Raw genomic sequence first — 26422 nt, forward strand, 5'->3', positions numbered from 1 at the left:
CCGGGGCGCCGTGTACCCGCGGCCCCGGGCGGTCCCGCTCAGGTGGTGTCGCCGATCAGGCCCTTGACGAAGGAGCGGTAGTCGCGCAGGGTGAGCCGGAGCGATTCGGTGTCGGTGCCCTCGCCGTCGTTCCAGGCGGCGCGGAGCGCGGAGCGGCGCTCCTCGATCGCGGAGACCACGGCGTCGGCGACCTCCGCCGCCAGCGCGTCCGCCTCGCGGACGGAGTCCTGGGGGTCGTCGACGAACGCGCCCTGTGTCCTGTTCCAGTGCTGGCGCACCCTGTCCAGGTCCATCCCGCGCGGCCGGGGCAGCCACGGCCGTCCCGAGCGGTCCGCGGTGGCCCGCTGCCTGGGCGCCCGCCTGGGCCCGGCCTTCTTCGCCGGGGCCCTTCCTCCGCCGGCGCCGGTGTCCGTTCCGGCCTCGGCCGCCTCGGCCCCCTTGGCCGCCTCGGCCCCCTTGGTCGTCTCGGCCGCCTCGGCCGCCTCGGTTCCGGACCGCTCCGGCGCCGTCCTGCGGCCGGGCCCCGCCGTGCGTTCGGTCATCTCCGCCTCCTCGTTCCCTCGTCCGTGCCCGTGGTCTCCGAACGGTTGTCGCGGGGACGGAGCACCGGCGCTCCGTGCCCGCGGAGTGCGCCGGTCGTGCGCGCGCAGGGTCCACCGGACTCTGCGCGGCCCCGCTCCCCCGGGCCCGGTAATGTCGTCGCTCACCGTTCTCCCTCCGGTTCCTTCTCCCGCCGCCTCGCCGCGGACCGCGGTTCGCCCAGCAGGGCCTCCACCAGCCCGCGGTGGGCCACCAGCACCCCGCGCAGGTGCTCGGTACGCGACCGTTCCGGCTCGGCGGGCTCTTCGGTCCCCTGCGCGCGGCGCACGCCGGCGACCGCGGCGGGATGGTCCGCCGACAGGTCCCTGAGCCGCCGCTCGAAGCCCTCGTCGGGCGGGGGGTCGGGGTAGCCCAGGTCCGCCATGACCGTGCCCACCAGGGCGCGGGCGTCCCGAACGGCGCGGGCGGGATCGTCCACGAAGACCTGCTGGACCTCGTCCCAGGCCTCGGCGTGCGCCTCGCGCTCCTGGGGGGTGAGTTCGCGCAGTTCGACGTCCTGGCGGCGGCGGAGCCGGGCGGACAGGTCGCGCTCGGCGGCCGACGTGTCGCCGTGGTCCCGCACGGCGTGGTCGTATTCGGTACCGAAGTGTTTCCTGAGCCGGGTGGTGCGCAGGGCCGGCAGGAGAAGGGAACGCGCGGCGATCGCGGTTCCTCCGGCGAGGGCGACCACCGCCAAGGCGACCAGGGCGACGGTAAGGGTTCCGGTCTCCATGGGGGGGTACCTCCTGTCCGCCTGTCCTTGCCCCGAAGAACCGCCCGAAAACTCGTCCGCGTTTCAGTTGGGGCACCTGTGGCTGGAATGACGGAAGGGGCCAGACTCAGCAGCCGCTCCGGAATTCTTGTAGGTATCCGGCCCATATTGACCACTGGCCCTAATCCGATAGCGATCCGCCCGACTCCACCGTGTCGGGGCCGCACTCCGGCCAAGGTGGACGGTGACGTCCTCGGCGGGCACGACAGGTGCTCTGGTGCGTGGCGGGGCGCGGGAAGGGGCCGGCTCACGCCCTCCGCGAGAAGTAGGCGTTGGACGCGGGCAGGAACAGGAGCACGGGGGAGGCCGCCCCCGCCAGGGCCGGGACGGCATCGGCGAGGAGGCCGTGGACCGACAACGCCCCCTCAGGAGTCGTCCACGCGGCGCCGTCCATGTTGACGGTGGCCAGGCCCAGGAGCGTGAGAAGGGCGCCGACGGCGGCGAGCAGGAGGCGCGCCCAGGCACGGCCCTGGCGTACCAGGACGGCGAGGAGCACGCCCATTGCCGCGATCAGCAGCGTGAAGGCGCCGGACACGGCGGCCTGGCGCAGCCCTCCCCCATCGCCCGCGGCCGCGCGCATGCTGTCCAGCCCCGTGGGGGCGATGAGGAGCACGTCCAGCACCCACAGCGCCAGGTCGGCGGCGATCAGTGCGAGCAGGAGCAGAAGGCCGCCTCCACCGTCCTGGGGCGCCCGGTCCTCTCGGCGGGGGTACTGTTCATCGGTCCTCGTCTTGTCGCCGGTTCTTCGGCCGGGGAGGGGGACCGGGGCAGGGGTCGCCTGAATGACGAGGGACTCTGCAGCAAGCGTTCACGGTCGACCATCGGCCCAGGCAGGCCGCGCCGAAGCGGCGTCGGCTGCTCCCGGATGTGGAGGAGGTCCGCGGTCGGGTCGCGGTGCCGGTGGACGCCTCTTGGAACCGGGGCGCGGACACACCACCAGGTCGACGCGGAGCTTCTCGTGAGAGGCTGGACGGCCATGGACGAAGCGTCGGATGATCAGGCCGCCCGGACGTTTCTGGCGACGGTCCACGTCGGTGACCTCCGTAGCGGGACCGTAACGGAGGTGACCCGCTCTCACGGGATGAGGGTGGCCCTGGACGGGTTCGCCGGACGCCCGCTGGGCGTGGTCGGACCGTTGGACCTGTCCTGGCGCCGGTTTCCCGCCGCGGCCGTGGAGGTCGGCCGGAGGATCACGGCTGAGGTGGTCGCCGTCGATCTGGGCGAGGGCCGGGTACGGCTGTCGATGGCCGCCACCGAGAACCCGGAGCCCTGGGGGTCCCTGCAACGGCTCCACCTCGGTGAGACCCTTTCCGGCACGATCGCGTCGACCGAGGAGTTCGGCGTGTTCGTGGCGCTGGACGACGGCCCCGACCATCCCGTCTTCCCCGGCGTCGGGTTCATCGTGTTCCCCGAACTGTCCTGGCGACGCTTCGACGCGGCTTCGGACGTCGTGCATGTCGGTCAGCGTGTCCTGTGCGAGTTCCTCCGCTTCGACACATCGAACGGAGAGGCCAGGCTGTCGTTGCGGGCGACACAGGCCGATCCCTTCCAGGCGTTCGCCGACGGAGTGGTCGAGGGCCAGGTGCTGCACGGGCACGTCACCAAGCTGGTCCCGTTCGGCGCCTTCGTTCAGGTCGCCGACGGGATCGAGGGACTGGTCCGTCTGCGGGAGCTCACCGAAACGCCCGTGGAAGCCCCGGAGGACGCCGTCCGGGTCGGCGACGAGGTCACGGTGGTCGCCATCGGGATCGATCGCGAGGGACGCAGACTGGCCCTTTCCCGGCGGCAGGCCCCCTCCGGTCTCCGATGACCTCTTCGTGCCCTACCGGGAACGACGGGGAGGCCGTGGTGCGCGCCGTGGCCGTCTCCCACCACGCCCGCGGGGCGCTCTCGTGCGTGGTCGGTGCCCGGCCGCTCAGCGGTCCTCGCTGCTGCGCGGTGCCTCGCCGCCGCTGGCCCGCGGGGGATGGATGTGGAGCCGGTCTATGTACCCGGCCTGGACGATGGTGCCCCACCCGTCGCCGTGAACCTCGTTTCGGCCGACCACCGGTCCCGGAGCGGGCCGCGCGGTTCGCGCCGGACCGCGGGGAGGCTTTCCCGGGCTCAGCCCCGGCCATCGTCGCGAGGCCTTGTGGCTCAGGACCCGCACGAGGAGATCAGCGGTTCCCGCGGCGACCTTGCAGGTGAACAGGCCCGCGGCGATGGCCAGGAGGAACTGGAGGAGCGTTGCGGGACCGAACTGGAGGGCGGGTTCGCGGGCAGGCTCCGCCAGGTGTAACGGCTCCAGAAAGATGGGGCCAGAGCGCTGAGAGCCAGGACCTCGATCGTCGCGGGTGCCTTTCCGTGCGCCTGCCGGGCGGTCCCGGCGAGCATACAACGGGCGAAGGCCGGTGCGCGAGAGTGCCCGCGTACGCGCATCCGGCGGGGCGGGGCGGGTCCGTCCGCCCTCCTGGGGCCGCTCACGGAACGCGAGAGCCGCCCTTCCGCGCCGGGAGGCGTCAGGGTCCGGCCGTGCCGCCCCCGTACTCCTCCAGGAGGGCGTCCGTCTCCTCCGCGGTGGGACAGGTGGCCGGGCCCCGGCGGGTGACGGCCAGGGCGCAGGCCGCGTTGGCCCGGCGGGCGGCCTCCAGCGGGGCCAGACCGTCGGCCACGGCGGCGGTGAACACGCCCACGTGCGCGTCGCCCGCTCCGTTGGTGTCCACGGCGCGTACGGGGAAACCGGGGACCCGCTGGGGTACGCCCCCGGGCTCGGCCACCACGCAGCCGTTCGCGGAGTCGCGCACGACCACCACACCACCGGGGCGGATCCGGTGGACGAGGAGCGGGGCGGCCCCCTCGGGGTCGGCGCGCCCGGTCATGGTCGCGGCCTCACCGGCGCTGAGACTGAGCAGGTCCACACGGGCCAGGACCCGGTCCAGGACCTGCGCGGGCAGGTCTCCCACGACCGGCGCGGGGTCCAGGACCAGACGCGTCCCCTCCGGGAGTTCACCGATCCAGGCGAGGAGGTCATCGGCGCGCGGTCCGGGGAGCAGGGAGTAGCCCACGGTGTAGACGAAGTCCCCCGGTCCGGGCCGAAGAGTGCGCAGTTCGTCCAGGGACAGGTCCATCTCGGCGCCCAGGCGGGTGACGAAGGTCCGTTCGGCGTCGCCGTCGACCAGGGCCACGCAGAAGCCGGTGTCCGCGTCGGGGTCGGGGGCGTGCGCCACCGGCACCCCCTCCGAGCGCAGCGCCGCACGGGCCAGGTCTCCGTGCGGCCCGCTCCCGTGCGCTCCCGCGTAGACCACCTCCATGCCCGCGCGCGCAGCGGCGGCGATGACATTGAAACCGCCTCCGGCCAGGGTGTGCGCGGAGGAGGCGAACACCCCCTCGCCGGCCCGGGGAAGGGCGTCGACCGCCATCACGACGTCGATGATCACCGGTCCCACGTGGAGGAAGCGTCCGGGCATGTCAGGGGACTCCTTTCACCTGTGCGACCGTGCGATCATCCCGTGTCCGTCCGAGGCGGGCGCCACCGGGTGTCGGCTCGGCGCGGTACGCTCCGTCGGAATCCCGTCCGATCGAGAAGGGCCCCATGACCCGCCACACGCCTCCCCGTCCGGTAGAGGTGGAGGAGTTCCTGCCCGAGCTGCGTGGTCGGCGACGACAGGCGCTACGGCTGCACCCCAGGCCGGGTGACCCGGGCCGCGGGCAGAGCTCGGTGGGCGGGCCTCTCCTGTGGCCGGCCGGGGAATCCTGGCCCACCTGCGCCGAAGAACACGGCGCCTCGCTGGAGGATGCACCTCCGGAAGGCGCGGCACCGCTGGTGCCGATCGTCCAGCTGTTCCGCCGCGACGCACCGGACGTCCCCTTTCCCGAGGGGACGGATCTTCTCCAGGTGCTGTGGTGCCCCTACGACCACGAGCCGTCCTTCGGCCCGCGCCCCCGTGTGCTCTGGCGCGGCTCAGACGAGATCCGTGACGTCCTCGACCGGTACCCGGTTCTTGACGACCCTCCCGAAGGCACGGTCCCGGTGCCGTGCGTGGTCCATCCGGAACCGGTGACGGAGTATCCGGGGTGGAGGAACATGGGGCGCGATCTGCACACCGCCCTGTGGGACCGTGCGGCGCGGATGGAGGAGCAGACCGGGTGGAGTTACGAGGAGCACCTGTCGGAGGCCCCGGGAATCAAGGTGGGGGGCTATCCCGACTGGGTCCAGGATGCCTGGCGGATGGTGTGCGACGGGTGCGGGGCGGAGATGGATCCTCTGCTGACCGTCGCCAGCTGGGAGTACGACCCGGGTTCGTGGAGAAGCTGGCTCCCTGTGGAGGAGCGGGCGGGCGTGGACGAGCACCACGGCCCCTTCAGCTTCGAGGACGCTGGCAGCGCCCAGGGCGCTGCGGGACTGACGCTCGGAGACGCGGGCAGCGTGTACGTCTTCGAGTGTCGCAAGTGTCCGGAACGCCCGATCAAATACGGTTTCGACTGCTCATGAGACGAGGCCGTGGAAAGGCCCTCCCCCGGTCGCCTGCGGCCGTGACCGGACCCCTCCGCACCGAGGCGCACACCCCGCGCACAGGCCCGCGGGGGCGGACGCGCACCGGCCCGAGGCGGGCCGACCAGGGGCCGGCGCCTCATACAGTGAGAACTTCACCCCGGGCGGAGGAGATCCTCGACGGCCCGTGACCGAACACCGACCCCGCTCAGGCGGGAACGCCCCGGAGGGGAACTCCTTGTACCTGGCCCGCGTCAACCTCGACCCCAAGCGCAGCACCGGCATGGACCAGTGGGCGGCCATGGGGCGGGCCGTACGCAGAGCGGTCGATCCCGACCCCGAGTCCGACGCCCGCGTGCTGTGGGCGCGCACCTCGCCGAACACGCTGGTGGTCAGCTCCGACACCGCCCCCGCCTGGGGCAAGATCCCCGGTGCGACCTCCGCCGCGATCCACCCGATGCCGCGGCACGCCGAGGGCGAGACCATCCGCTGGGAGCTCATCACGGCGCCCACCGGCCAGCGCGGGACGGGGTCCGCCGAGGAGGGGACGCGCCCGCGCGGCAAGCGGGTCCCTCTCCCGGAGGAGGAGTTCGAGGCCTGGTTGGACGGCAAGTTCGCGGGAGCGGTGAGCATCACCTCGGTGAGGTGGAAGCACCTGGGCGGCAGGCCCGCCCGGTACCACTTCACCGGGGAGGCCGTGGTGCAGGACAGCGAGGCACTCCAGGAACTGTGCCTGAACGGTGTCGGCGCGGGCACGGCCACGGGAGCCGGACTGCTCCTCGCCAGCCCACTGGCTCCGCAGTAGGCCGGGCACGGGGCCCGGCCCGGCGAGGGACGGGGCTGTGAGGGGCGGGGCCGCGCCAAGCCCGGCCGAGGTGACGCCGAAGCCGGCCCGCGAAGGCTCCGGCGTGTGCCGGGCCGGGGCCTCCCCCGAGGCGGACGGGACCGCGGAGCGCCGTGCTCTCGGCAAGCGCCGAGTGTCGGACCGCCCGCGTAGTCTCTGCGCGGATCCAGAGGTGCCGACTCCCCCGCGTCCGGCCCCGCCGCCCCCTCACAGGTTGGAGCCCCCATGGAAGAGCACGCGTCCGCTCTCGTCTTCCTCACCGAACGGCAGCGGGCCGGAGCGGAGTCGGGGGAATGGAAGCCGGACCACCGCCTGGTCGTCGGGTTCGAGCCGGGCGGGGCCGTACCCCTCGCCCAGCTCGGCTGGCGGGACCTCGACGGTACCGAGTCGGTGGTCGGGTTCGATCCCGCCATGACCACCTTCACCGGCGTGCGCACCACACCGGACGGCACGTCCCACGTGTGGCGCGGCCGCCTGGCGGAGCGGCTGTCCGACCGCCCCGGCCACCGGTTCAGGGTACGGGGCGGGCAGGGCCCGCAGGAGGACCTGCGGCTGCTCATCGAGGACGGCGGCGCACCGGTCGCTCGGGCCGACTGGGCCGACCGGGAGGGTGGCGGCGGCGTGGTCCTCCTTCGCACGGTCGACCCGGACCACACCCGGGACGCGGGCGAGGTCACCGGCCTGGTGAGCGAGGTGAAGGCGGGCAGCGAGCACACGGCGGCGGACGAGGTCGCCGTCAACCTGCTCGACGACGCGTCCACCAAGTGGCTGTCCTGGCGCTCCGCCGACCGGGTGGAGTTCACCATGGCCGAGCCCGTCCGCATCCGGCACTACGTCCTGGCCTCCGCCAACGACTTCTCCGACCGCGACCCCCGCGACTGGGAGCTCAAGGGATCGGCCGACGGGCGGACGTGGGTCACGCTCGACACCCGCTCCGACGAGTTCTTCCCCGGGCGGCACCTCTCCCGCGACTTCCACGTGACCGGCGCCGCGGCCAACGCGCCCTACCGGTACCTGCGACTGGAGTTCACCCGCAACTGCGGCAGTTCCCAGACCCAGCTCAGCCGGGTGCGGTTCTTCTCCGCAGACCGCACCCGCACCTACGAGGCCTTCTCGGGACACCGCTACACGGCTGGGGCGGCTCCGACGCCGTACGCGGGGACCGCCGTCGACCTGGTGGCCGACGCCCCGTGCACCGTCGAGGGCTGGCGGTCCTACCTGGCCGGGTACAGCGCCGACATGCTCCGCGTCCTGGACGACGACGAACTCTCCACCACCACCGAGGAACAGCGCTCCGCCTCCTGGCTGGGCTACGACGGCGCCACCGAGGAACAGATCACGGCCCTGGAGGACCGGCTGGGCACACGGCTGCCGCCCGGCTACCGCTCCTTCCTCGCCGCGTCCGACGGCTGGAGCACCATGGGCGCGTTCATGTACAGCCTGCGTACCACCGCCTCCGTCGGCTGGCTGGGCGATCTTCAAGGCGGGCACGTGCCGCACGAGGCCCTTCTGGAGCGCGAGGAGCTGGTCGGACCGGTGCTGCTGGTCTCGGACGAGGGCGACGCCCAGTACTGGCTGCTGGACGCGGGCGAGGTCTCCCCCGACGGCGAGTGGGCCGCCTACGTGTGGGCGAGCTGGTATCCGGGGCTGGGCGAACGCCACCGCTCCTTCGCCGACCTGGTCGCCGCCGAACGCGCCTCGTTCGAGGAACTGAGCAGGTCGGAGGGCCGCCCGGTGCGTCCGGAGGGAGCCGAGGAGCTCCTGGACCAGGGGCGCCGGGCGGCGCTGAGCGGCCGGGTGGACGAAGCCCTGGACGCCTTCCGGCGGGCCGAGGAGAAGGGTTCCGGTGCCGCCGCCTACCTGAAGGTGGTGCTCTCGGCCTTCCTCGACGTCCGCGGGACCCACCACAAGCTGCGCGGCCTGATGCACCGCCCCCACGTGGTGGCCGAGATCGGCACCGAACAGATCGCCACCGAGGCGGTCGCGCTCTTCCTGCACAGCGCCGGCCTGGACACACCCGGCCGCGCGGCTCACGCGGTGCGCGTCCTGGACGAGGCCATGCCCGGTCTCGGCCTGCCGTCGACCGACCGGGAGCGGGAGGCCTGGCTCGCCGAGCACCGGATGCCGGAGCCGCCCGCCTTCGAACGCGCCCTGGACACGGCACGCGCGCTGGCCTCCCGCGGTGCCGCCGACGACGCCTGGGACGTGGTCGAGAAGGCCCTGACCGAGTGGTATCCGGTCTCACCCCACCGGATCGCCCCGGTGGCGCTGCTCACCGACCCCGCCCTCCACGGGGTGGTCACCCCTCGGCGGGCCCGTGAGGTGGTGTTCACTCCGCGGGGAGAGCACGCCTTCCCCGGGACCTGAGCCCGAGGCGGCGCCGGGACGCGTGGAGGGGACCCGTGGTCCGGAGCGGACCCCTCCTGCGGCCCCGCGGTGTGCGGGCCCCGCGGGCCCCGGCGCCCATGGGCATCCCCGCGGGCCGGGTGCTGCGACGACCATCGGGCTCCGAGGGCAGGCCCCGCCCCGGGGGCCGGTCCGGGTTCCTCCCGCAGCGCCCCGGCCCGGCGGAAGCGGTCACAGGAAGCTCTCCATGTCCTGGGCGAACTCCTCGGGGGCGATGTCGCCGAGAAAGAGCAGCTGGAGGTTGGTCAGCAGGGCCTGCGCTGTGGCGGAGGACATGGCCTGGTCCCACGACTGGGTGAAGCTCGGCGCCTCGGAGACCAGATCGTGGGTGAAGGTGGCGAACTCGGCGTGCTCGCTCGCGCGGAGCCGGTCCTCGATGCCCCGGACCGCGGGCACCTGTCCGGCCTCGATGAGCCCGTCCACGTACTCGTCGGAGGCGACGGTCTCCACGATGAAGTCGATCGCCTCGTCGGGGTGGGGGCTGTTGGCGTTCACGGAGAAGTAGTTGCTGGGGTTGCCGACGACCGCGCCGGGCTCTCCCTCACCGCCCTCCACGACGGGAAAGGCGGTGTATCCGAGATCGCCCTTCTCCAGGAACCCGGGGTTGCTGTTCTTGTGCCGCGAGATGTCCCAGCTGCCCATGAGGAACATGGCGGACTCCCCGGCCGCGAGCATGGCCGAGGCGCTGCCGTTGTCGTAGTCGAGGGAGGCGAAGTCGGTGCCGAAGGCGCCGCGTCCGACCAGCTCCTGACACATCTGCATGGCCCGGATCATCGCCGGGTCCCGCCAGGCGCCCTCCTCGCCGTCGATGACGGCCTGGAACGTCTCGGGCCCTCCCAGCCGCTCAGCCAGATAGGCCAGCCACATCAGCTGGGTCCATCCCTGGGCGCCGGGCAGGGTGATGGGCGTGACGCCCCGCGCCTTGAAGGTGTCGACCGCCTCCAGCAGCTCGCCGTAGGTGCGGGGCGGCTCGACGCCCGCCTCGTCGAAGACGGCCCTGTTGTAGTAGAGAACGACGGGTTGGACACCGAGCATCGGGACCCCGTAATAGGACTCGTCGACCCTGGCGACGTCGAGCACGCTGGGCAGGAAGGCGTCGCGAAACTCCGGGCGGGCCTCCAGGGCCTCGGTCAGGTTGAGGGCCCGCCCCTCCCGCGCGTACTCCGCCAGGTTGCCGCCGCCCCAGTTGAAGAACACGTCGGGGCCGCTGGGCGAGCCGAGCGCGACCTGGAGCGTCTCCTTGTAGGAGTCGTTGACGTAGGTGAGGAGTTCGGCGGGGATCGCGCCGGAGGCGTTGTGGGACTCGATACTCCGCTCCAGGACGGCGTTCACCGCACCGTCCTCCAGGGCCCACACCTGGATGACGTCGTTCCCGCCGTCGGGTTCGTCCGTTCCGCAGGCTGTGGTCAGGAGCAGGGTCAGGGCCAGGGAGGCAGCGCTGATCACGCGTGCCCGGGACATGCTTGTCATGGCTGGCTTGTTCTTTCGTGGGGGGAATCGAAAGTTATCGGAAAATAACGGGGCCTTTCGAGAAGAACGACGCTAAGTTGCGCGGAAGCGCCCCGTCAAGGGAGCACTCCATCACGGGTTGGCTGCGAAGAATAGGGTCGAAAATTTTCGAAGACCTCTTGGAGGCATTTCGAATCGGCCGCACGCCCGGCCTCCCCGCCGGGATTCGGGACGGGGAGCTCGGGCTCCGCTGTTCAGAAGCCGTGCGGGAGCCACCCCTGACGACGAGGACGGTTGACGCGCGGCTCTTCGGTACGCGGTGCCCTCCACAGCCGTGGCGGCCCGCGCAACGGAAGCAGGCGGCGCAGGCCTCGCCCGGGCCGCGCGTCCTCGACGGCGCGCAGACCGCGGTGGGGGCACGGGACGGCGCTCCGGGCGGTGTCGGCTCCTGTTCCTGCGACGGGGCGCGTCCTCAGGGCGGCGGGTTCACGGCGACCGGGCCGTGACGGGGACTCCCCCGTCCGGGCCCGCCAGGGGCCGGACCCGCCTCGGGAGCGCGAGGTGTTCCGTGGCGGGTCCGCCACCCGCCTCGGAACCACTGTCGCCGTGCCCGGCTGGTCCTTCGGGCCGAGGGCCCTCGGCGGACTTCAGCCGAGCTGCTCGGCCAGGGCGACGATGATGCCCTCGGGGCCGCGGACATAGCAGAGCCGGTAGCTGTCCTCGTACTGCGCCACCTCGCCGACGAGTTCGGCGCCGTGGGTGCGCAGGCGGGCGAGGACGTCCTCCACGTCCTCGACGGCGAACATGATGCGGCGCAGGCCCAGCGTGTTCGCCGGTGCGTTCTCCGGCTCTCCGGCGATCACCGCCGGCGTGTGGAACTTCGTCAGCTCGATCCGGCCGTGGCCGTCCGGGGTCCGCATCATCGCGATATCGACCCGGACGCCGTCCAGCCCGACGACACGGTCCACCCACCGTCCCTCGGCCGGTGCCTCGCCCTCCAACTCCATACCGAGTTCGGTGAAGAACGCGGTAGCCGCCTCAAGATCGTCGACGACGACGCCGACGTGGTCCATTCGCTGAATCGTCATGGCCCGAGCCTAGGGACCGGGTCGGACACTCGGCCGTGTCGGCGGAACGCGTCGTCCGGGGACGCGCCGGCGAGTCGACCAAAGGCCGGCGGGCCGCCCTGCCTCCGCGTGTCCCGCGAGTGGAACGCCGGCTGCCCGAGAGCGGCTTCTCCCTATTCCAGTACCAGAATAGACCCGTGGAACTGACACCCGCCGAACTGACCGTTCTGGATCTGATCGTCGAACGCCCCCGGCACGGCTACGACCTGGAACAGGTCATCGAGCAGCGCGGCGTCCGCCAGTGGACGGACATCGGGTTCTCCTCGGTCTACTACCTGCTCACCAAGTTGGAGGAGCGGGGCCTGGTCCACCTCCCGGAGGCCCCCGCCACGGCGAAGTCCCGCCGCGTGTTCCACGCCACCCGCGCAGGAGGACAGGCCGCCGAACGCGGCGCGCTCGCCCTCATCCGGGAACCACGACCGGTACCGCACCCGCTGCTGGCGGGCCTCGCCCAGCTGCCGCTGCTCTCCGAGCGGGAGTACGCCGGGGCGCTACGCGCCAGGCTGGCCCAGCTGGAGGAGCGCATCACCGCGGTCCGGGAGGCCGAGCAGGCGCAGTCCCCCCTCGCGCCGGCGGCGCGTGAGGTGTTCTCGTACTCGCTGAGCCTCCTGGAGGCGGAAAGGTCGTGGCTCGCCGTCCGAGTCCGGGTGCCCGATGACGAACAAGACTGACTTCAAGAAGACCCTCGACTCCTACCAGGCGAGACGGGACCGGTTCCGGATCGTGGGGGTGCCGGACCTGCGGTACCTCATGATCGACGGCCACGGGGACCCGAACACCTCGCCGGCCTTCGCCGCGGCGGCCGAAGCGCTCTACCCGGTGGCCTACAAGTTGAAGTTCGCCAGCAAGCGGGACCTCGGGCGCGACTACGTCGTCATGCCCCTGGAGGGCCTGTGGTGGGCCGAGGACATGGACGCCTTCACGGCGGCGCGCGACAAGTCGCGGTGGGCCTGGACACTGATGATCATGGTCCCGGACTGGATCGACCAGGACATGTTCGCCACCGCCGTCGAGCGGGCCGCGGCGAGGAACAGGCCCGCGCGCCTGGACGAGGTCCGCCTGGAGACGCTGTCCGAGGGCCGTTGCGTGCAGACGCTGCACGTCGGGTCGTTCGACGGCGAGGCGGACGTGCTCACGCGGATGCACCACGGGTTCATCCCGGACAACGGCCTGCGCATGGTCGGCAAGCACCACGAGATCTACCTCAGCGACTTCCGCAGGACCGCGCCGGAGAAGCTGCGCACCGTCCTCAGGCAGCCGGTCGCCACCGCCGCCTCGGACGGGTAGCGTCCGCCTGCCCGGTGTCCGGATGCGGCCGGGAGTCATCCGGTCACCGCCGTGGCAGTGGTGTGACAGTCGTACGGCAGACCGCCGTGGCAGCGTTGCCACACACCGACACGAAAGCAGGGGAGCGCCCGAATGCAGCAGATCGTCAACCACGAACAGCACCGGATCTGGAACGGTACGGACGGCCGCCACTGGGCCGAGCACCACCAGCGGTACGACACCATGGCCGCCGGCTTCACCGGCCCCTCCTCGACGCCGCCGAGATCGCCGGCACCCACCATGTGCTCGACATCGGCTGCGGCACCGGCCAGACGACCCGGTCGGCCGCCCGGCGGGCGTACCGCGGGCGTGCCGTGGGCATCGACCTCTTCGAGCCGATGCTCGGACGCGCGCGTCATACCGCGGCCGCCGAGAGCGTCGGCAACGCGGAGTTCGAGCTGGGCGACGCCCAGGTCCATCCCTTTCCCTCCGGTGGTTTCGACGCGGCCATCAGCCGGGCCGGGGTGATGTTCTTCGCCGACTCCGTCGCCGCGTTCGCCAACATCGGCCGCGCCCTCCGCCCCGGAGGCCGGCTCGCCTTCGTCTGCCACCGGGACCCGAGTGAGGAGGTGGAGGCGGTCTTCGCGGCGTTGGCCGAGTATCTGCCGGCACCGGACTCGGACGTCTCAACACCGGGAGTAGTCGACCTCGCCGATCCCGACCGCATCCGCACGGTGCTCGGCCAGGCCGGTTTCGTCGAGACGACCGCCACCCCACGGAGATCCTGAGCGTCCTCGGCGCGGACACGGCCGACGCCGCGGACTTCCTCCTCGCCGGACAGCTGCGCGACGCCGTACACGGCATGGACCGGTCCGCCGCCGAGCGGGCACGGCGAGCGGTCGCCGCCGCGCTCCGCGGCTGCGAGAGCGGTGGTGCCGTCCGGATTCCCGCACGCGGATGGCTGGTCACGGCGAGGAGCGGCCTTTGACCCGCACCCGTGTCCTGGGGGGCGGTGAAGACCACCACCCTCCCACCGGCTTCCCCACCCCCTTCCCCCGGGACCGGGGAGAGCCGCGCCCGCAGGAGCCGGCGCGGCTACGGCCACTTCTGCCGCCAAGGCCGCGCACAGGAGTGCCCCTTTGGCAGAGCCTTGTCGGCGACGCCGCGCGGCGCGGCCCTTCATCGCGTCGGACCCCGGGATTCCGCAAAGACGAAAGAGCCCCGTTTCACCAGTCACCGTGTGAAACGGGGCTTGTGTCCGTGGGCGGCAAGAAGTCGGATGGGGAAGATTTCTGGACGCCCGGCGGATCACCGCATTGCCAGGGAACCTAGCAGTGCCTGGTTATGGTGTGGACGGATTCTCCCACCCCCTTGGAGAACAGCTTGCTGCCCTTCCCCGTGGGCACACGCCAGCAGACAGTACGTTCTCCCCCGTTGACCTGGTAAACGTGAACGGTGACGTACCGCACATCGCTGCAGTGGTTGTTGTAGTAAATCCGGGTGCTGCTGACGCCGTTGTCCCAGGAGAAGTTGAGGTTTCCCGACTCCCACTCGCAGGAGAAGGACCGTCTCTCCACCGCGGCCGCCTCCACCGAGGTCGTACCGCTTGCCCCAGAGGACTCGCTGGCGAATGCGGCACCTCCGCCGAAGAACCCGGACAGAACGAGAGCCCCGGCGGCTCCGGCGACCGACAAGCCCTTGATGATCTTCATGTTTCCTCCACCGGTCCGTGCGTCCCGCGTGGCGGGCCTGCCGCCACGTCTCCTGGGGACGCACCAGTGACGGCAACACCCGGGAGGCGTCGTGTCCGCCTCCACGCTTTTGGACCTGTCGGAAGATAAACACATTGGTCAATTCCATTCAATGGTTGAACATTGACGAGGTATCGAAGTTCGGTGGATGTTCACCATCAGGAAAGGTGCACACCATACCCCCGTGCACGATCAACTCAGACAAAGGACCTGACCAGGGGCACAACTGTGGGAGTCTTCCGCAAACGTGTTTTTCAGCAGTCCGGAATGCGTGAGAACGCCGAATGGATCGGCACCGCCAAACCCGCGCCCCACTACCACTCTGTTCCGTTCCGGGAGCGATGAAAGCGCTGGTGTGTGCCGGGAGCGCCTCCCGTCACTCGTGCGGGGCTACTGGTCGAAGCAGGTGCCCGGAGCTGGACGCACATCGGTTCCTGACGGTGAGTCGGGGCTGGCCGAGCCATAGGTGACAGCGGACCTGCTGCCTCATCTGAGCGAGGAAGTGGTGCCGCTCCGCTGCAGGGAAGCCCTGTTGTTCGCCGACATCGGTCTGGCCCCATTGGCGGCTAGAGCACCTTCCGGGCGCCCGGAAGGGCGCGCACCGCGAACGCCATCGCCCAGCAGAGCGGTACCGCGAGGACGGCCAGGAGTGCGAACTTCGCCACGGCGGGGGCCTGCACGCCGCTGAGCGCGTGGCCCAGCGCGACCAGCACGACCGGATGGACCAGGTAGACGGTGTAGGCGTGCGTCGACAGGAACCGGCGGCGGCGTCCCTGGTGACCGAGGCGCTCCCGAAACAGCACCAGCAGACCCAGGATGATGCCGACGGCGAGCGTCGAATCGAAGGCCGCCATCACCAGGGACTGCCAGGTGCCGTGGCCCAGGAACGCCGTTCCCCCGGAGGAGCCGATGGCGAGGAGGATGATCCCGACCGCGGCGACGGCCGCGGCGGCGAACCCGATCCGGCCGGTCGGCCTGGAGAGGCCCTCCAACCAGCCGCGCCGGGCCGCGGTCAGCCCGACGGCGAACAGCGCCGCGTACTGCGGCAGGTAGGCGGGCGTGGGCAGGCCCAGAACCGGAAGAGGGACGCCCATCGGTATCACGATGCGCCACAGATAGGTGACGAGGGCCAGCCCGATGGTGAACCCGACGATCGCGACGGCGCCGGGCGCCCGGCCCGTGACCGGGGCCGCCCCGGACACGCGCCGCTCCTTGCCGGCCAGGTGTCGCCAGAGAACGTAGAGCGCGCTGAACACGAGCAGTACTTCGACGAACCACATCGGCCCCGGGGTGAACGAGTGCAGGTAGTACTGCCAGTAAGGCAGCTCTGCCCCCTGCTGGGCGGCGACGTCCCTCGCCGCGGTGTAGGCGCCAACGGTCACCAGGGGGCGGAGCAGCAGCAGCCAGACCAACAGCGGGACTCCCAGGCGCAGTAGCCGTTCCCCGAGGAAGCGCCTGGTTCCCTTGCGGTCATGGGAGCCGGGAACGAAGAGCCCCGAGATGAGGAAGAAGGCGCCCATGAAGAACGTCTGGTTGAGTAAGAGCAGGACGTCCAGGAGCACTCCAGAAGGGTCGGTCCCCGTCTCCACGTAGTACCAGCGCGGGATGCTGCTGTAGGTGATGGCGGCGTGGTGGAGCACCACGAGCACTGTCAGGGCGGTACGCAGGTTGTCGACGTAGAGGAGCCGCGGACGGGTGGTGGGCGACGCGGTCGGCCGGTCGGTGGGCTGGGTCATCGGTCCGCCTTCTCATCAGGGCGTTCGGTACGGGTGGCGTGCTCGAACAGGTCGGCCAGTTCGTCGGCGTGCGCTTCCAGGTCGTGCTCCGGGTAGGTCACCCAGTAGCCGAACATGCCGTCGATCGCGGACTGCACGGTGACGCTCATGACGCGGGGGTCGAACTCGCGGAACTCGCCGGTCTGCTGGCCGCGGCGGAATATCGCCTCCCGCCCTTCGTAGACCTGTTCGCTGAAGGCGACGCCGTAGCGCCGCTCGCCCTCGGGGGTGCGGAGGTTGTTGAAGATCTCCCCGAGAGCGAGCAGTTGGGCGCGGTGGTCCCGCATGTACTCGGCGACCGAGAGGATGTTCGCTCGCAGCGCGCCGGTCGCCGTGGTCTCCTTCTCGGTCCGTGGCAGGACGAACTGAGCGATGTCGAGGTAGACCTGCTCGACGATCTGCTCCATCAGCTCGGTCTTGCCGGCGAAGTGGTACGAGATCACGCTCTTGCTGATGCCGGCACGCTCGGCGACGCGTGCCAGCGAGGTGTTGGCGTATCCCAGCTCCGAGAAGGTCTCGATGGCGCTCTCGATGATCTGTGTGCGGCGAGCCTCCTCGATGAAGGACGCTCGTTTCTGACCGACCGGCCTGTTTTTCGATTGCATGGACGGAAACTAGCACAAGCGACCGGACGGCATGGTGCGAACGGTGCGGGAGTTTCGCACGGGGAAGGAGTTATGCCGCGTGCGATCGTGGTCTGGTGGGTCGGCGGACCGGTCGCGGTCGGGGGTGCAGCGGTGCTGGGCTCCGGCGGTCCCAGAAGAGGGCTTCGGTCCCGCCTGGTTGTCGGCCTTTCGTCACCTCGCTCGCAGGCTGGCGATCGAGGGTGTCGACGAAGATGGTCCGGTCCTCCGGATCGCCGAGACGGATGGCGTGTTCGACGCCGCAGACGAGTCGCTCGACCTGGGCGTCGTCAGATCGGGGTGGACGGCGTCCACCCGCTGGGCGCGTGCGAGCACACCGCGGAAGCCTTCGAGGACCGCCGAGGTTTTGAGAACAGCGACCTCCGGGCCGGAGTTCTCAGCGGCGAGCAGGGCGGCTTGGAGCCCGCCGGCCTCCAGGTGCGGGTCCAGCACGGCGCGGATCGCCGACTCGAAGGCGCTTCCGGGGCCGGGGTCGGCGGAGGCCTCGCGGGCGATCCCGTTGTCCGCCGAGCACCGTATTCGCACCACACTCCGCAGTGCTCTGTCCGAGGCGGTGCGCCATCCGAACCTACCGGTGTCGGTGAACATCACCTCTCACGTCCGCCTGCTCTCGTACTCACGAAAGAAGCCGCTGGTGTGAACGGCCGATCGAGTGCGCCAGTGGCAGATGGACGGGTTCGTGCCGGGAGAGGACACCGGACTTCCCAGTCACAGTTGTGACATCGTCACCATGGCATCGTCATTCCACTGGGTCGACTTCGACGCTGGGCTGAAGGAGTTCCACCGTATTCTGCGCCCGGGTGGCTGGTTCGTCGCTCTCGGGGTCACTCGACTGATCGAAGTCACCCGGTGTTCGTACGCATCGAGGACGGACTCAAGCGCATAGGTCCGGATATCGAACGGGCTTCCGCGGGACGGGGCGGGTTCGTGGAGACTTCCGCTGACCGTTTCCGTAACTGCGACGGGTTCGACGAGGCGATTCACCTCAAGGGACGGAACTCCAGCTGGCAGGATCTTGCGCAATACCTGGACTTGTGGCGCTCGGTCAGCTTCGTGGCGTTTCTGGCAGGGTGAAGCACGTATGAACGAGAACGAGGGTTGTGTTCGTTGCCGTGGGACGGTCGCCCCGGATGGTTGCTGTTGGGATTGTGGAGCGGCTCAGCCGTCGTTTCGCTCCCATGTGGAGGCCACGGTCGACGGTGGTGCGGCGGGTGTCAGCGACCGTGGGCTGCGCCGTGGTGTGAATGCCGACGCCATGAGCCTGGTGGTCAAAGGTGAGTGGACGGTCGGGGTCGTCTGCGACGGTGTCTCGATGTCGCCCCGGTCGGATCGTGCTGCTCAGGTCGCGGCGGCGGTCAGTGCGAGCACCGTGGTGAAACGGCTTCAGGAGGGAGCCGTTCCCGAGGCGGCCTTGGAGGATGCCGTCGTGCGGGCGGGACATGCGGTTACCGCCTTGGCGGCGTCGGCGGATATGGCACCTGCCTGTACGTACGTCGCGGGCGTCGTTGGCGAGGGAGGCATGTGGGTTTCCTGGGTCGGTGACAGTCGCGCCTACTGGTTGCCGGATGAGGGGTTGGGGTTCGTACTGACCGAAGACGACACGGGCGAGCATGATGCGCTCGTCGCCTGGTTGGGCGCGGACGCAGAGGAGCCGGTTTGGCGGGACCGGAGCTATCGGCCGCCGGGTCCGGGGCGCCTGCTGCTGTGCACGGATGGGCTGTGGCGATATCTGCCTTTGGCCGAGGAGTTGCGCTCCGTCACCCCACCCCATAAGTCGGATTCGGGGTTCGATGGCGCTCTTTTGGCTGATGCGCGGAACTTGGTCGGCCATGCACTCGATGCTGGTGGCCATGACAACGTCACCGCGTTACTGATCCCCGTGAATGGACTTGTGGGCGGTTGACGCGCCCAGACGGCCCTGGGGCGGGGTGAGGGGCGTTGGGAGTGGACGTGGCCGTGTGGGGCCGTGTCCGCCCTTGACGGGCGGACGCAGGGGCACGCCGCCACCAGACCAGGGCCTCCTCGTACTCATTCAGGTTTTCCAGCTTTACACCGAGGCGGATCATGGCGTCGATCTGGCCGGCGTGGGCGGCACGCTGCATCCAATACGTGACCTTCTCCCCAATCTTCGAGCAGGGAGCCGAGGAAGTACATGGCCTCAGGGAGGCCAACGTGAGCCGCGCTCCGGTACCAGGTCAAGGCCTCTTTGGCCTCGCTCTGCCGCGCCAGAAGGACGCCGAGATTGTGCATGGCTTCGGGGTCACCGCTTTCAGCCTTCTCGCGCCACATCTGCTCGGCGTCGACCCGCTTTCCGACCAACAGGGTTCCGGCGAAGTAGGTGTCTTGGTTGTGGGGCTCTCAGGGGTCACGAAGGGAGAGGGCTGGCTGGCGGGGGTGGCGGCATTCCACAGGCCCAGAAGTCGGTCGATCTCGGCGTTGGCGTCGGCGCCGTGGATCTTTTCGGCCAGGACTTCGGTGATCATCTCGACGGCACCCTTGGCGGGCAGATCCGGTTTGGTGAGGGTGTCGTGGATCTTGGTGTGGGACATGGGCACCCCCTTGTCGTCCAAGGCCTGCCGGATCTGGCGGGAGGAGGGCCAACCGGCTCGGTGGTGCAATTTATGCAGCGCGCGGTTGAGCTCACCGAGCGGACTCATGGGAATGATGGGGCGCTTCCAGGGGCGAGGCACGCCGGCCTTTCCGTATTAGAGATCGTCTCATTTGGTGAGTCTGCGGTAACAGATCAGCGTGTAGGCGATGCCGGCGAAGGCCAGGAAGTGGTCGGCCTTGCGCTCGCAGCGGCGGCGCGGACGGCGGCATCCGGGCAGCCAGACCATAGTGCGTTCGACCTGCCACCGGTGCCGAGCCAACCGCTGCTTCGTCAACGGTCGGCTCGGGTTGCTGCTGTCATCCTAGGACCTGGATGACTGGGAGCGCTGTCTGGACGCGCTCCATGCGGAGGAGCGGGTCGAGTGGCCCTCGGGCGACCGGACCGGGTGGGTGGTGGTGCCCAAGGACCCGGTGGAGGTGACCGTGCACGACACACCGTCGACGCAGACCACGGTGCGCATGCCGATCGATGTCACGGATGCGTGGCTGGAGGAGAACCGGTTGCGGCTGGAGCAGGTCCGTCAGGCGCGTCAGTTTATTGGGAAGTCAGACTCCCACCGAGCGGTTCCCCTCCATCCTCACTGTTTATTGGAGGCTCGGAACCAACGCTTCGCCCTCTGATGAACCAGCCTGCTGCCGGTAGAAGCCGTCCTCGAACTCTGCCGGCGGGACCAGGCCGATCTCGCCGTGCAGGCGGCGGTGGTTGAACCAGTCCACGTACTCGGCCACCGCGATCTCCACCTCTTCCAGGACTTTCCACGGGCCGCGGTTGCGGACCAGCTCGGCCTTGAACAAAGAGTGAAACGCCGCGGCCGGGACTACCCGATCCTTGCGGGAACCGGTGCAAAAAGACTGACAGTCGTCACAGTCCCCGATCGATCCCATCGAAGGCACCAACCCCGACTCCTTGGCCCGCCGGGTGAAGGCCCACGACCCGAACTGCGTGAGTTCAACCAGCCGGTGCCACTAGGTATCGGACATCACGAGTCCAAGCTGGGTAGGGGGCGACTCCATCGCGGCGTGCAGGGGACTACGGGTATTCGCGCAGGGGCCGAATCGGATCCAGGCCAGCTCCCGCGCCCGGCGCCGGTCGAGTGTGAGCAGACTGCGCACGCCCGGCGCGAATGCCGCCGGCCCGTGCCGGGTGGCCGCGCGCAGCCGTCGCCAGCGCCGCGAATGCGCCCGGTGGCTGCGCTCGGTCACCCGCCGCCCCCGGGCGTTCTGCCCGTGCCGGGCCTCCTGCGGAGTGGCGTCGATCATCAACACGTGCACCTCGTACCGGCGGAGTCGGCACAGCAGGGCGAGCAGCACGCGGACCGGGCTCCGAGTCCCGCACTCGTGCACCACCACCGGGCCGCCGCGCAGCGCCGCGGCCATCCGGGCCAGGTGCAGTACGTGCACCACCCAGCGCCACAGTGGGTAGGGGACCCGACCGAGCAATGGTCCCAGCTGGTACCGCGACTGTAGCGAGTCGATCACCCGCACACCCTCCGCGGTGAGCACGGTCCGCTCCTCGTTTCCGTGGAGACCGAACAGCCGCCGCAGCAGGGTGCTCTTCCCGGCCCCGGGTACCCCGGCGACCAGGACCAGGGACCGCCGGGGGTAGATCATGCCGCGCACTGTCGCGTCATTCACCGTGGGCACATACCGCGCCGGCCCTTGGAACATCTTCGGTAGCTCCTCAAAGCCGACCTTCGCGCCGGTGGGGCGCGGCTCTACAGTGGACGCGTCACCAATGTCATGACGCTACCGGGTATCGACGAGTCCGAAAAACGCAGGGCATACCAGAGCCTCCATCACACCCGGCACGAAACAAGTGGAGCTGAAAGTCGTCCAGGCGGTGCTGGGACACGCGAGCATCGTGCTGACCATGGACACCTATGCCAGCGTGCTGCCGGAGGTGGCGCGGGAAGCAGCGGAGCGGACCGCGTGGCTGATGTTCCGGGACGCCAGACCGGTCGGCATACGAAGAGGCGGGGTCGACGGGGCCTGGTGTTGGCCCCACCTGGGTCCCACCCTGGACCCACCGGCAGGACGACCCCCTCAGGTTCTAGCCAGACAAGGCTATGACCTAGGGTTTTGTGGCGCACCCGGCAGGATTCGAACCTGCGGCCATCGGATTAGAAGCAACTCCCCCGGCCGGAGACCCGGAACCCGTCTCTCCATGCCGCTTCGGAGAACCCGTCGCCCCAGGGCCCGCCCTTCGCCACGGTCTCCACACGAAGAACCGCGGGACTCACCCGCGGTTTCCGGGATCCGCCTCCCCCAGCACCGTGTGCACCGCCCGTGCCGCCCCTCCCCCGCCGGCCAGGGGACCGACCGAACCGCGCCACCGCGATCCGGCCAGCCGGCCGGCAGAGGAGCCGATCAGGAGGTGCGGTCGCGCAGCTCGCGCTTGAGGATCTTGCCAGAGGCGTTGCGCGGCAGCTCGGCCACCACCCGCACCTCCTTGGGCGCCTTGAACGGCGCGAGGCGGGCGCGTACGTGCTTCACCAGGTCGTCGGGCAGGGTCTCGGGGTCGGCCTCGTCGGTGGGCACCACGAACGCGGTCACCGCCTCGATCCACTTGTCGTCGGGAGCGCCGACCACCGCGGCCTCGGCCACCCCGGCGTGGGTGTACAGGGCGTCCTCCACCTCGCGGGAGGCCACCAGGACGCCGCCGGTGTTGATGACGTCCTTGATCCGGTCGACCACCTCGATGTAGCCCTCGGTGTCGATCCGCACCAGGTCGCCGGAGTGGAACCAGCCGTCCCGGAAGGCCTCCTCGGTCTCCTGCGGCTTGTCCCAGTAGCCCTGGCACAGCTGCGGCGACCGGTAGACCACCTCTCCCAGCTCGCCTGGTTCGGCGTCCCGGCCCTTGTCGTCCACCACCCGCAGTTCCACGAACAGGGCGGCCCGTCCCGCGGAGGCGGGGCGGGCCTCATGCTCCTCCGGTCGCAGGACGGTGGCCAGCGGACCGATCTCGCTCTGTCCGAAACAGTTGTAAAAGCCCAGTCCGGGCAGGGCGGAGCGCAGCTTGTCCAGAACGGGCCCGGGCATGACCGAGGCGCCGTAGTAGGCCTTGCGCAGGCTCGACAGGTCACGGCGGGCGAAGTCGGCGTGGCCCGCCATCGCCACCCACAGGGTGGGAGCGGCGAAGAACGCCCCGTGCCGGCCGCTCTCGATCCGGGCCAGCAGGTCGGCGGGGTCGGGCGCCTCCACCAGGGTGTTGCGGGCCCCGACCGCCAGCCACGGCATGAGGAAGACGTGCATCTGCGCGCTGTGGTACAGCGGCATGGCGTGCAGCGGCTCGTCGTCGGCGGACAGGTCCAGACCCACCACGCAGGACAGGTACTCGTGCACGAGCGCGCGGTGGGTCATCATCGCGCCCTTGGGGCGGGAGGTGGTCCCGGAGGTGTACAGCAGCTGCACCAGGTCGGTGTCAAGGACCTCCACGTCCAGTTCGGGCACCGGTCCGTGGAGGCTGTCGGCGAGGAGCGAGCCGGGGCCCTCCCGCAGCTCCAGGACCTGTTCCACCCCCGTGTCGGCTCGCAGGGCGTCCACGGCCGAGCGCAGGGCCGGGTCGGCCAGGACGATGGCGCTTCCGGACTGCTCCAGCAGGTAGGCGAGCTCCTCTCCCTGGAGGGCGAAGTTGACGGGCACGTGGACCAGGCCCGCGCGGGCACAGGCCAGGAACCCGATGAGGTAGGCGTCGGAGTTCTTCCCGTAGGCCGCCACCCGGTCGCCCCGGGCGGCGCCGAGGCCGAGCAGCCGTGCGGCGGCACGGGTGACCGCCGCGTCCAGCTCGGCGTAGGTCCAGGTGCGCTCGCCGAAGACCAGGGCGGTGCGTCCGGGGGTGCGCGCCGCACTGCGCCGGAGGAGGTCGCCGACGGTGCTGGATGTGGTGGAACTGTTCATGGCCCTGCTTCCCGTCCGTCCGTACGGCTCCCGTGGGGCCGCTGGCACGAACCCATCCTGTTGTGGGCGGGCCGCACTGGCAACACCTCGCGGGCTCCCGCGCGCCCCGGCGTCCGGGCCGCTTCGGGAGGGGCCCCGCCCCTTGCCACCAGATATCCCACGGTCATACGTTTTGCGGTGTTCGTGAACCACCGGGTTGGAGAGCCATGAAGATCCTTGTCGTGGGAGCCGGAGCGGTCGGCGGCTATTTCGGCGCGCACCTGGTGCAGGCGGGCCGGGACGTCGACTTCCTCGTCCGCCCCGCACGCGCCGAGCTGCTGCGCGAGCACGGCCTGAGCATCCACGGCGTGGACGGCGGTGTGGAGACCGTTCCGGTCCGTGCCGTCACCGCCGACCAGCTGGAGGCCGACTACGACCTGGTGATCGTGGCCGTGAAGTCCTACGGGTTCGACGCCGCGCTCAAGGACCTGGCCCCTGCGGTGGGACCGCGGACCGTGGTGCTGCCCCTCCTCAACGGCATGCGGCACATCGACGCCCTGGTCGAGCGCTTCGGCGCCGACCGCGTCTACGGCGGGGTCGCCATGGTGATGACCCGTCTGGGCGAGCGGGGCGAGATCGTCGAGGTCGGCAGGATGGGCCAGCTGATCTACGGGCCGCTGGGCGAGCGGCCCGCCATCGGCCTGGACGACGTCCACGCGGTGCTGGACACCGGGACCCACACCGCCACGCCCACCGTCGACATCCGCCAGGAGATGTGGCACAAGTGGGTCTTCCTGGCGAGCCTGGGCGCGTGCACCTGCCTGATGCGCGCCCCCATCGGCCGCGTCAACAGCGCGCCGGGCGGACAGGAGTTCACCTCCGGGGTGTTCGAGGAGGCCATCGCCGTGGCCACCGCCTCGGGCCACCCGCCCGCGCAGGAGGCCCGCGACCGGGCCAACGCCACCATCGCCAACACCACGGCCACGACCACGACCTCCATGTACTGGGACCTGACCCACGGCAACCCGGTGGAGGCCGACCACATCATCGGCGACCTGGTCACGCGCGGGCGCGAGCTGGGCGTGCCCACGCCGCTGTTCTCGCTGGCGTACACGCACCTGAGCGTGTACGAGGCCGGCCGGGAGTAGGCTCCCGCCACCGCCCCGCGCACCGTTTCCGCCGGGTCCGCCCTCGCGGCGCTCCCCCGGCGGACGGCTCCCGCCGGGGGCCCGCCCGGCGCCGCGCCCCTCGCACCTCCGCCTTGGACGGCCCCGAGCGGGCGGGCGCGTGGCCGGCTCACTCCGGGGGGTCCTCCCGGAACCTCGGGTCCAGGTGGTCGGTGACGAGGGCGGCCAGCGCCCCGGGGTCCTCCAGCCAGGGGAACGCGGTGCGGGTGGAGCCGCCGACCACGTACGCCCCCGGGACGTCGCGGGACAGCGCCGTGCGGAGTGAGGTACCCAGGCCGGCGAGTTCTCCGGAGTAGACGGTGAACCGTTCGGGGGCCGCGCTCAGACGGGTGAACCAGTCGTGTCCGCTCGGCGGCGCGGCGCCGTGGGCCCCCGACAGGTCCCACGGCATCGTCCGGGTGAGCCTTTCGGTGGCGATCTCGCGGAGCAGGCGGCGGTCCTGCTCGTCCAGCGTCTCGCAACGGCCCAGTGAGTGGTCCACCATGGCCGCGACACCCTCCTCGGGCAGGGTCCCGTGCTGGCGCAGCTGTTCCTGGTAGGGGGCCATGGCCAGCAGGAAGTCCGCGACCTCCGCGGTGGGCTCGGGGGCCCGGAAACCGGGACGGCCGACCAGCACCTGGGGGTCGGGGTCGACCAGCAGGACGTGTGCGGCGCGGTGGTCGGCGACGAGTTCGGCGCCCGCGTCGGCCGCGCTGCCGGAGGCGACCGCCAGGTCCACGCCCGTGTCGGGCAGGACGGTGCGCGCCGCGGCCCCGATGTGCTCGGTCAGGTCGGCGGGGGCGAACCGGCCGATGGGCGGCTGTTGCACCACGAGGGCGCGGACCCAGGACGGCAGCGCTTCGGTGAGGCGCCACCACACGCGCCGGTCACCGAGGTCGTGGAGGAAGCAGACCACCGGGGCCTGGGCGTCAGGCATGTCGTCCCTCCTGGGGCGGGGTGCGGGCATGCACCACCGTGCCCGCGCCGGCTCGTTCCACACGTGCTGTGACGCTCCGCCGGGCCGGCCGGCCCGGCGGGCGAAGTCGGAGCGAAGTGGAACCGAAGCCGGCTCGAAGCCGCCCGTGCCACAGTCCTTCAGGCGTCCGCGAGGAGCGGGTGCCCGCAATCCAGAACGGAAAGTTTTCCATGTTCAAGAAGTTCCGGAACGCCGCACTGCTCACCGCCGCCCTGGCCACCGGCTCGCTGGCGCTCGCGTCGCCGGCGGCGGCCGCGCCTCCCGTGGCGCCCTACAACGGCGCCTGCGGCAGCGGCTACGGCGTCGTCAACCACGCCGGCATCGGCAGCAAGGGCACGGTCTTCGTGACCTACAACAACTCCACCGGCTACAACTGCGCGGTGACCGTCCGGGCCAACCCGGGCGCGGCCGTCGAGATGGTGGTCAGCATCAAGCGCACCAGCGACCCGGCCAGCGCGGCCAAGATGGACAGCGGCTACTACACGACCTACGCCGGCCCGGTCTACCTGCACGCGGCCGACCAGTGCGTCGACTGGATGGGGCGCATCACCGGCTCCCCGGGCGGCGACCGCGGCACCAACTGCGGCTGACCCGCCCCTGTCGGGCGGTCCCGTGCGAAGTTCCGGACGGGGCCGCCCGTTGCGCGCGCCCTCTCCTCCAACACGATTTACGAACGCCAAGGAAACAACCCTCAAACAGACCGAAAATCA

Annotated in this window: 29 protein-coding genes and 1 pseudogene; 14 read left to right on the forward strand and 16 right to left on the reverse strand. The window is 70.8% G+C overall.

Annotation, left to right across the window (positions count from 1 at the left end):
- Nucleotides 1-38: 38 nt before the first annotated feature.
- From A6A08_RS28680 to A6A08_RS08690, 3 genes are all read right to left on the reverse strand, one after another.
- Nucleotides 39-542: a hypothetical protein gene (locus A6A08_RS28680; protein WP_073702031.1), complete on the reverse strand. Its 504-nt coding sequence runs from the start codon at nt 540-542 to the stop codon at nt 39-41.
- Nucleotides 543-703: 161 nt separating this feature from the next.
- Nucleotides 704-1312, reverse strand: a complete 609-nt coding sequence (locus tag A6A08_RS08685) for a hypothetical protein (RefSeq protein WP_073702032.1) — start codon at nt 1310-1312, stop codon at nt 704-706.
- 286 nt (nt 1313-1598) lie between these two features.
- A complete protein-coding gene (locus A6A08_RS08690) occupies nt 1599-1973 on the reverse strand; it encodes a hypothetical protein (protein WP_242422192.1) in 375 nt (124 codons plus the stop codon).
- Nucleotides 1974-2414: 441 nt separating this feature from the next.
- Between A6A08_RS08690 and A6A08_RS08695 the strand changes: the two genes are divergently transcribed.
- On the forward strand, nt 2415-3161 hold the full coding sequence (locus A6A08_RS08695; RefSeq protein WP_242422193.1) for a S1 RNA-binding domain-containing protein: 747 nt from the start codon (nt 2415-2417) through the stop codon (nt 3159-3161).
- Between the two features lie 321 nt (nt 3162-3482).
- Complete coding sequence (locus tag A6A08_RS27935; protein WP_158069270.1) at nt 3483-3629, forward strand: hypothetical protein; 147 nt, start codon at nt 3483-3485, stop codon at nt 3627-3629.
- Nucleotides 3630-3849: 220 nt separating this feature from the next.
- Here the strand turns inward: A6A08_RS27935 and A6A08_RS08705 are convergent, their stop codons facing one another.
- A complete protein-coding gene (locus A6A08_RS08705) occupies nt 3850-4797 on the reverse strand; it encodes a PfkB family carbohydrate kinase (protein WP_073702034.1) in 948 nt (315 codons plus the stop codon).
- Between the two features lie 356 nt (nt 4798-5153).
- Here A6A08_RS08705 and A6A08_RS08710 point away from each other — a divergent pair, with 356 nt between their 5' ends.
- The 3 genes from A6A08_RS08710 to A6A08_RS08720 all read left to right on the forward strand — a co-directional run bounded on the left by A6A08_RS08710 (nt 5154) and on the right by A6A08_RS08720 (nt 9033).
- Complete coding sequence (locus A6A08_RS08710) at nt 5154-5822, forward strand: DUF1963 domain-containing protein (RefSeq protein WP_242422194.1); 669 nt, start codon at nt 5154-5156, stop codon at nt 5820-5822.
- 238 nt (nt 5823-6060) lie between these two features.
- Nucleotides 6061-6627, forward strand: coding sequence for a type I-E CRISPR-associated protein Cas6/Cse3/CasE (locus tag A6A08_RS08715; RefSeq protein ID WP_073702036.1), 567 nt, complete (start codon nt 6061-6063; stop codon nt 6625-6627).
- A gap of 264 nt (nt 6628-6891) precedes the next feature.
- On the forward strand, nt 6892-9033 hold the full coding sequence (locus A6A08_RS08720) for a discoidin domain-containing protein (RefSeq protein ID WP_073702037.1): 2142 nt from the start codon (nt 6892-6894) through the stop codon (nt 9031-9033).
- Nucleotides 9034-9243: 210 nt separating this feature from the next.
- On the opposite strand, the gene A6A08_RS08725 is transcribed toward A6A08_RS08720, so the two are convergent.
- Both A6A08_RS08725 and A6A08_RS08730 read right to left on the reverse strand, forming a co-directional pair.
- Nucleotides 9244-10542: an ABC transporter substrate-binding protein gene (locus A6A08_RS08725; RefSeq protein ID WP_083609002.1), complete on the reverse strand. Its 1299-nt coding sequence runs from the start codon at nt 10540-10542 to the stop codon at nt 9244-9246.
- Between the two features lie 626 nt (nt 10543-11168).
- Nucleotides 11169-11594: a VOC family protein gene (locus A6A08_RS08730; RefSeq protein ID WP_073702039.1), complete on the reverse strand. Its 426-nt coding sequence runs from the start codon at nt 11592-11594 to the stop codon at nt 11169-11171.
- Nucleotides 11595-11785: 191 nt separating this feature from the next.
- Between A6A08_RS08730 and A6A08_RS08735 the strand changes: the two genes are divergently transcribed.
- The 3 genes from A6A08_RS08735 (at nt 11786) to A6A08_RS08745 (ending at nt 13702) form a co-directional block, all read left to right on the forward strand.
- On the forward strand, nt 11786-12319 hold the full coding sequence (locus A6A08_RS08735; protein WP_073702040.1) for a PadR family transcriptional regulator: 534 nt from the start codon (nt 11786-11788) through the stop codon (nt 12317-12319).
- Nucleotides 12303-12935, forward strand: a complete 633-nt coding sequence (locus A6A08_RS08740) for a GyrI-like domain-containing protein (protein ID WP_073702041.1) — start codon at nt 12303-12305, stop codon at nt 12933-12935. Before A6A08_RS08735 ends, A6A08_RS08740 begins: the two co-directional genes overlap by 17 nt.
- Before the next feature lie 281 nt (nt 12936-13216).
- Nucleotides 13217-13702, forward strand: a complete 486-nt coding sequence (locus A6A08_RS08745; protein ID WP_242422195.1) for a class I SAM-dependent methyltransferase — start codon at nt 13217-13219, stop codon at nt 13700-13702.
- A gap of 540 nt (nt 13703-14242) precedes the next feature.
- On the opposite strand, the gene A6A08_RS08750 is transcribed toward A6A08_RS08745, so the two are convergent.
- The 4 genes from A6A08_RS08750 to A6A08_RS28175 form a co-directional block, all read right to left on the reverse strand.
- Complete coding sequence (locus A6A08_RS08750; RefSeq protein ID WP_073702042.1) at nt 14243-14626, reverse strand: hypothetical protein; 384 nt, start codon at nt 14624-14626, stop codon at nt 14243-14245.
- A 605-nt stretch (nt 14627-15231) separates the two neighbouring features.
- Complete coding sequence (locus tag A6A08_RS08755; RefSeq protein ID WP_073702043.1) at nt 15232-16401, reverse strand: acyltransferase; 1170 nt, start codon at nt 16399-16401, stop codon at nt 15232-15234.
- A complete protein-coding gene (locus tag A6A08_RS08760) occupies nt 16398-17045 on the reverse strand; it encodes a TetR/AcrR family transcriptional regulator (RefSeq protein WP_073702044.1) in 648 nt (215 codons plus the stop codon). The genes A6A08_RS08755 and A6A08_RS08760 overlap by 4 nt, the downstream gene beginning before the upstream one ends.
- Before the next feature lie 192 nt (nt 17046-17237).
- Nucleotides 17238-17609 carry a hypothetical protein gene (locus A6A08_RS28175; RefSeq protein WP_206780071.1) on the reverse strand — a complete coding sequence of 124 codons (372 nt, stop codon included), beginning with the start codon at nt 17607-17609 and terminating at the stop codon, nt 17238-17240.
- 142 nt (nt 17610-17751) lie between these two features.
- On the opposite strand from A6A08_RS28175, the gene A6A08_RS29330 reads away from it, so the two are divergent.
- The 3 genes from A6A08_RS29330 to A6A08_RS08775 are packed head-to-tail and all read left to right on the forward strand — an operon-like array spanning nt 17752 to nt 18987.
- Nucleotides 17752-17970 carry a methyltransferase domain-containing protein gene (locus A6A08_RS29330; RefSeq protein WP_143181725.1) on the forward strand — a complete coding sequence of 73 codons (219 nt, stop codon included), beginning with the start codon at nt 17752-17754 and terminating at the stop codon, nt 17968-17970.
- Entirely contained in the window at nt 17934-18158 is a 225-nt protein-coding gene (locus A6A08_RS28180) for a hypothetical protein (RefSeq protein ID WP_199866891.1), read from the forward strand. The genes A6A08_RS29330 and A6A08_RS28180 overlap by 37 nt, the downstream gene beginning before the upstream one ends.
- A 7-nt stretch (nt 18159-18165) precedes the next feature.
- On the forward strand, nt 18166-18987 hold the full coding sequence (locus tag A6A08_RS08775; RefSeq protein ID WP_073702047.1) for a PP2C family serine/threonine-protein phosphatase: 822 nt from the start codon (nt 18166-18168) through the stop codon (nt 18985-18987).
- Between the two features lie 292 nt (nt 18988-19279).
- On the opposite strand, the gene A6A08_RS27505 is transcribed toward A6A08_RS08775, so the two are convergent.
- Nucleotides 19280-19633, reverse strand: a complete 354-nt coding sequence (locus tag A6A08_RS27505) for a hypothetical protein (protein ID WP_143181720.1) — start codon at nt 19631-19633, stop codon at nt 19280-19282.
- Nucleotides 19634-19801: 168 nt separating this feature from the next.
- A pseudogene (locus tag A6A08_RS27510) lies at nt 19802-19966 on the reverse strand (transposase); the annotation flags it as partial.
- A gap of 58 nt (nt 19967-20024) precedes the next feature.
- On the opposite strand from A6A08_RS27510, the gene A6A08_RS29335 reads away from it, so the two are divergent.
- Nucleotides 20025-20315 carry a DUF5959 family protein gene (locus A6A08_RS29335; protein ID WP_378699696.1) on the forward strand — a complete coding sequence of 97 codons (291 nt, stop codon included), beginning with the start codon at nt 20025-20027 and terminating at the stop codon, nt 20313-20315.
- Here A6A08_RS29335 and A6A08_RS08790 read toward each other — a convergent pair.
- The 3 genes from A6A08_RS08790 to A6A08_RS08805 form a co-directional block, all read right to left on the reverse strand.
- On the reverse strand, nt 20280-20579 hold the full coding sequence (locus tag A6A08_RS08790; protein ID WP_073702049.1) for an IS3 family transposase: 300 nt from the start codon (nt 20577-20579) through the stop codon (nt 20280-20282). The genes A6A08_RS29335 and A6A08_RS08790 overlap by 36 nt on opposite strands.
- 81 nt (nt 20580-20660) lie before the next feature.
- A complete protein-coding gene (locus A6A08_RS08795) occupies nt 20661-21362 on the reverse strand; it encodes an AAA family ATPase (protein ID WP_073702050.1) in 702 nt (233 codons plus the stop codon).
- 699 nt (nt 21363-22061) lie between these two features.
- The gene (locus A6A08_RS08805) at nt 22062-23591 is read right to left on the reverse strand and encodes an acyl-CoA synthetase (protein WP_073702051.1); all 1530 of its coding nucleotides are present in this window, start codon (nt 23589-23591) and stop codon (nt 22062-22064) included.
- A gap of 206 nt (nt 23592-23797) precedes the next feature.
- On the opposite strand from A6A08_RS08805, the gene A6A08_RS08810 reads away from it, so the two are divergent.
- Complete coding sequence (locus tag A6A08_RS08810) at nt 23798-24718, forward strand: ketopantoate reductase family protein (RefSeq protein WP_199866884.1); 921 nt, start codon at nt 23798-23800, stop codon at nt 24716-24718.
- A gap of 148 nt (nt 24719-24866) precedes the next feature.
- Here the strand turns inward: A6A08_RS08810 and A6A08_RS08815 are convergent, their stop codons facing one another.
- Nucleotides 24867-25673, reverse strand: a complete 807-nt coding sequence (locus A6A08_RS08815; protein WP_073702052.1) for a hypothetical protein — start codon at nt 25671-25673, stop codon at nt 24867-24869.
- 209 nt (nt 25674-25882) lie between these two features.
- Here A6A08_RS08815 and A6A08_RS08820 point away from each other — a divergent pair, with 209 nt between their 5' ends.
- Nucleotides 25883-26302: a spore-associated protein A gene (locus A6A08_RS08820; RefSeq protein WP_073702053.1), complete on the forward strand. Its 420-nt coding sequence runs from the start codon at nt 25883-25885 to the stop codon at nt 26300-26302.
- The last annotated feature ends 120 nt before the right edge of the window (nt 26303-26422 follow it).

Origin of the sequence: Nocardiopsis sp. TSRI0078, assembly GCF_001905145.1 — a bacterium.
Classification (GTDB): domain Bacteria; phylum Actinomycetota; class Actinomycetes; order Streptosporangiales; family Streptosporangiaceae; genus Nocardiopsis.

Bases quoted from the DNA above. Each gene is read 5' to 3' on its own strand.
- A6A08_RS08760 (WP_073702044.1), bottom strand. From the start codon at position 17,045: ATGCAATCGAAAAACAGGCCGGTCGGTCAGAAACGAGCGTCCTTCATC.
- A6A08_RS08795 (WP_073702050.1), bottom strand. From the start codon at position 21,362: ATGTTCCAAGGGCCGGCGCGGTATGTGCCCACGGTGAATGACGCGACA.
- A6A08_RS27505 (WP_143181720.1), bottom strand. From the start codon at position 19,633: ATGTCCCACACCAAGATCCACGACACCCTCACCAAACCGGATCTGCCC.
- A6A08_RS08805 (WP_073702051.1), bottom strand. From the start codon at position 23,591: ATGAACAGTTCCACCACATCCAGCACCGTCGGCGACCTCCTCCGGCGC.
- A6A08_RS08730 (WP_073702039.1), bottom strand. From the start codon at position 11,594: ATGGACCACGTCGGCGTCGTCGTCGACGATCTTGAGGCGGCTACCGCG.
- A6A08_RS28680 (WP_073702031.1), bottom strand. From the start codon at position 542: ATGACCGAACGCACGGCGGGGCCCGGCCGCAGGACGGCGCCGGAGCGG.
- A6A08_RS08685 (WP_073702032.1), bottom strand. From the start codon at position 1,312: ATGGAGACCGGAACCCTTACCGTCGCCCTGGTCGCCTTGGCGGTGGTC.
- A6A08_RS29330 (WP_143181725.1), top strand. From the start codon at position 17,752: ATGGACGGGTTCGTGCCGGGAGAGGACACCGGACTTCCCAGTCACAGT.
- A6A08_RS08790 (WP_073702049.1), bottom strand. From the start codon at position 20,579: ATGGGATCGATCGGGGACTGTGACGACTGTCAGTCTTTTTGCACCGGT.
- A6A08_RS08740 (WP_073702041.1), top strand. From the start codon at position 12,303: ATGACGAACAAGACTGACTTCAAGAAGACCCTCGACTCCTACCAGGCG.
- A6A08_RS08705 (WP_073702034.1), bottom strand. From the start codon at position 4,797: ATGCCCGGACGCTTCCTCCACGTGGGACCGGTGATCATCGACGTCGTG.
- A6A08_RS08820 (WP_073702053.1), top strand. From the start codon at position 25,883: ATGTTCAAGAAGTTCCGGAACGCCGCACTGCTCACCGCCGCCCTGGCC.
- A6A08_RS08725 (WP_083609002.1), bottom strand. From the start codon at position 10,542: ATGACAAGCATGTCCCGGGCACGCGTGATCAGCGCTGCCTCCCTGGCC.
- A6A08_RS08750 (WP_073702042.1), bottom strand. From the start codon at position 14,626: ATGAAGATCATCAAGGGCTTGTCGGTCGCCGGAGCCGCCGGGGCTCTC.
- A6A08_RS08815 (WP_073702052.1), bottom strand. From the start codon at position 25,673: ATGCCTGACGCCCAGGCCCCGGTGGTCTGCTTCCTCCACGACCTCGGT.
- A6A08_RS08775 (WP_073702047.1), top strand. From the start codon at position 18,166: ATGAACGAGAACGAGGGTTGTGTTCGTTGCCGTGGGACGGTCGCCCCG.
- A6A08_RS08755 (WP_073702043.1), bottom strand. From the start codon at position 16,401: ATGACCCAGCCCACCGACCGGCCGACCGCGTCGCCCACCACCCGTCCG.
- A6A08_RS08720 (WP_073702037.1), top strand. From the start codon at position 6,892: ATGGAAGAGCACGCGTCCGCTCTCGTCTTCCTCACCGAACGGCAGCGG.
- A6A08_RS08810 (WP_199866884.1), top strand. From the start codon at position 23,798: ATGAAGATCCTTGTCGTGGGAGCCGGAGCGGTCGGCGGCTATTTCGGC.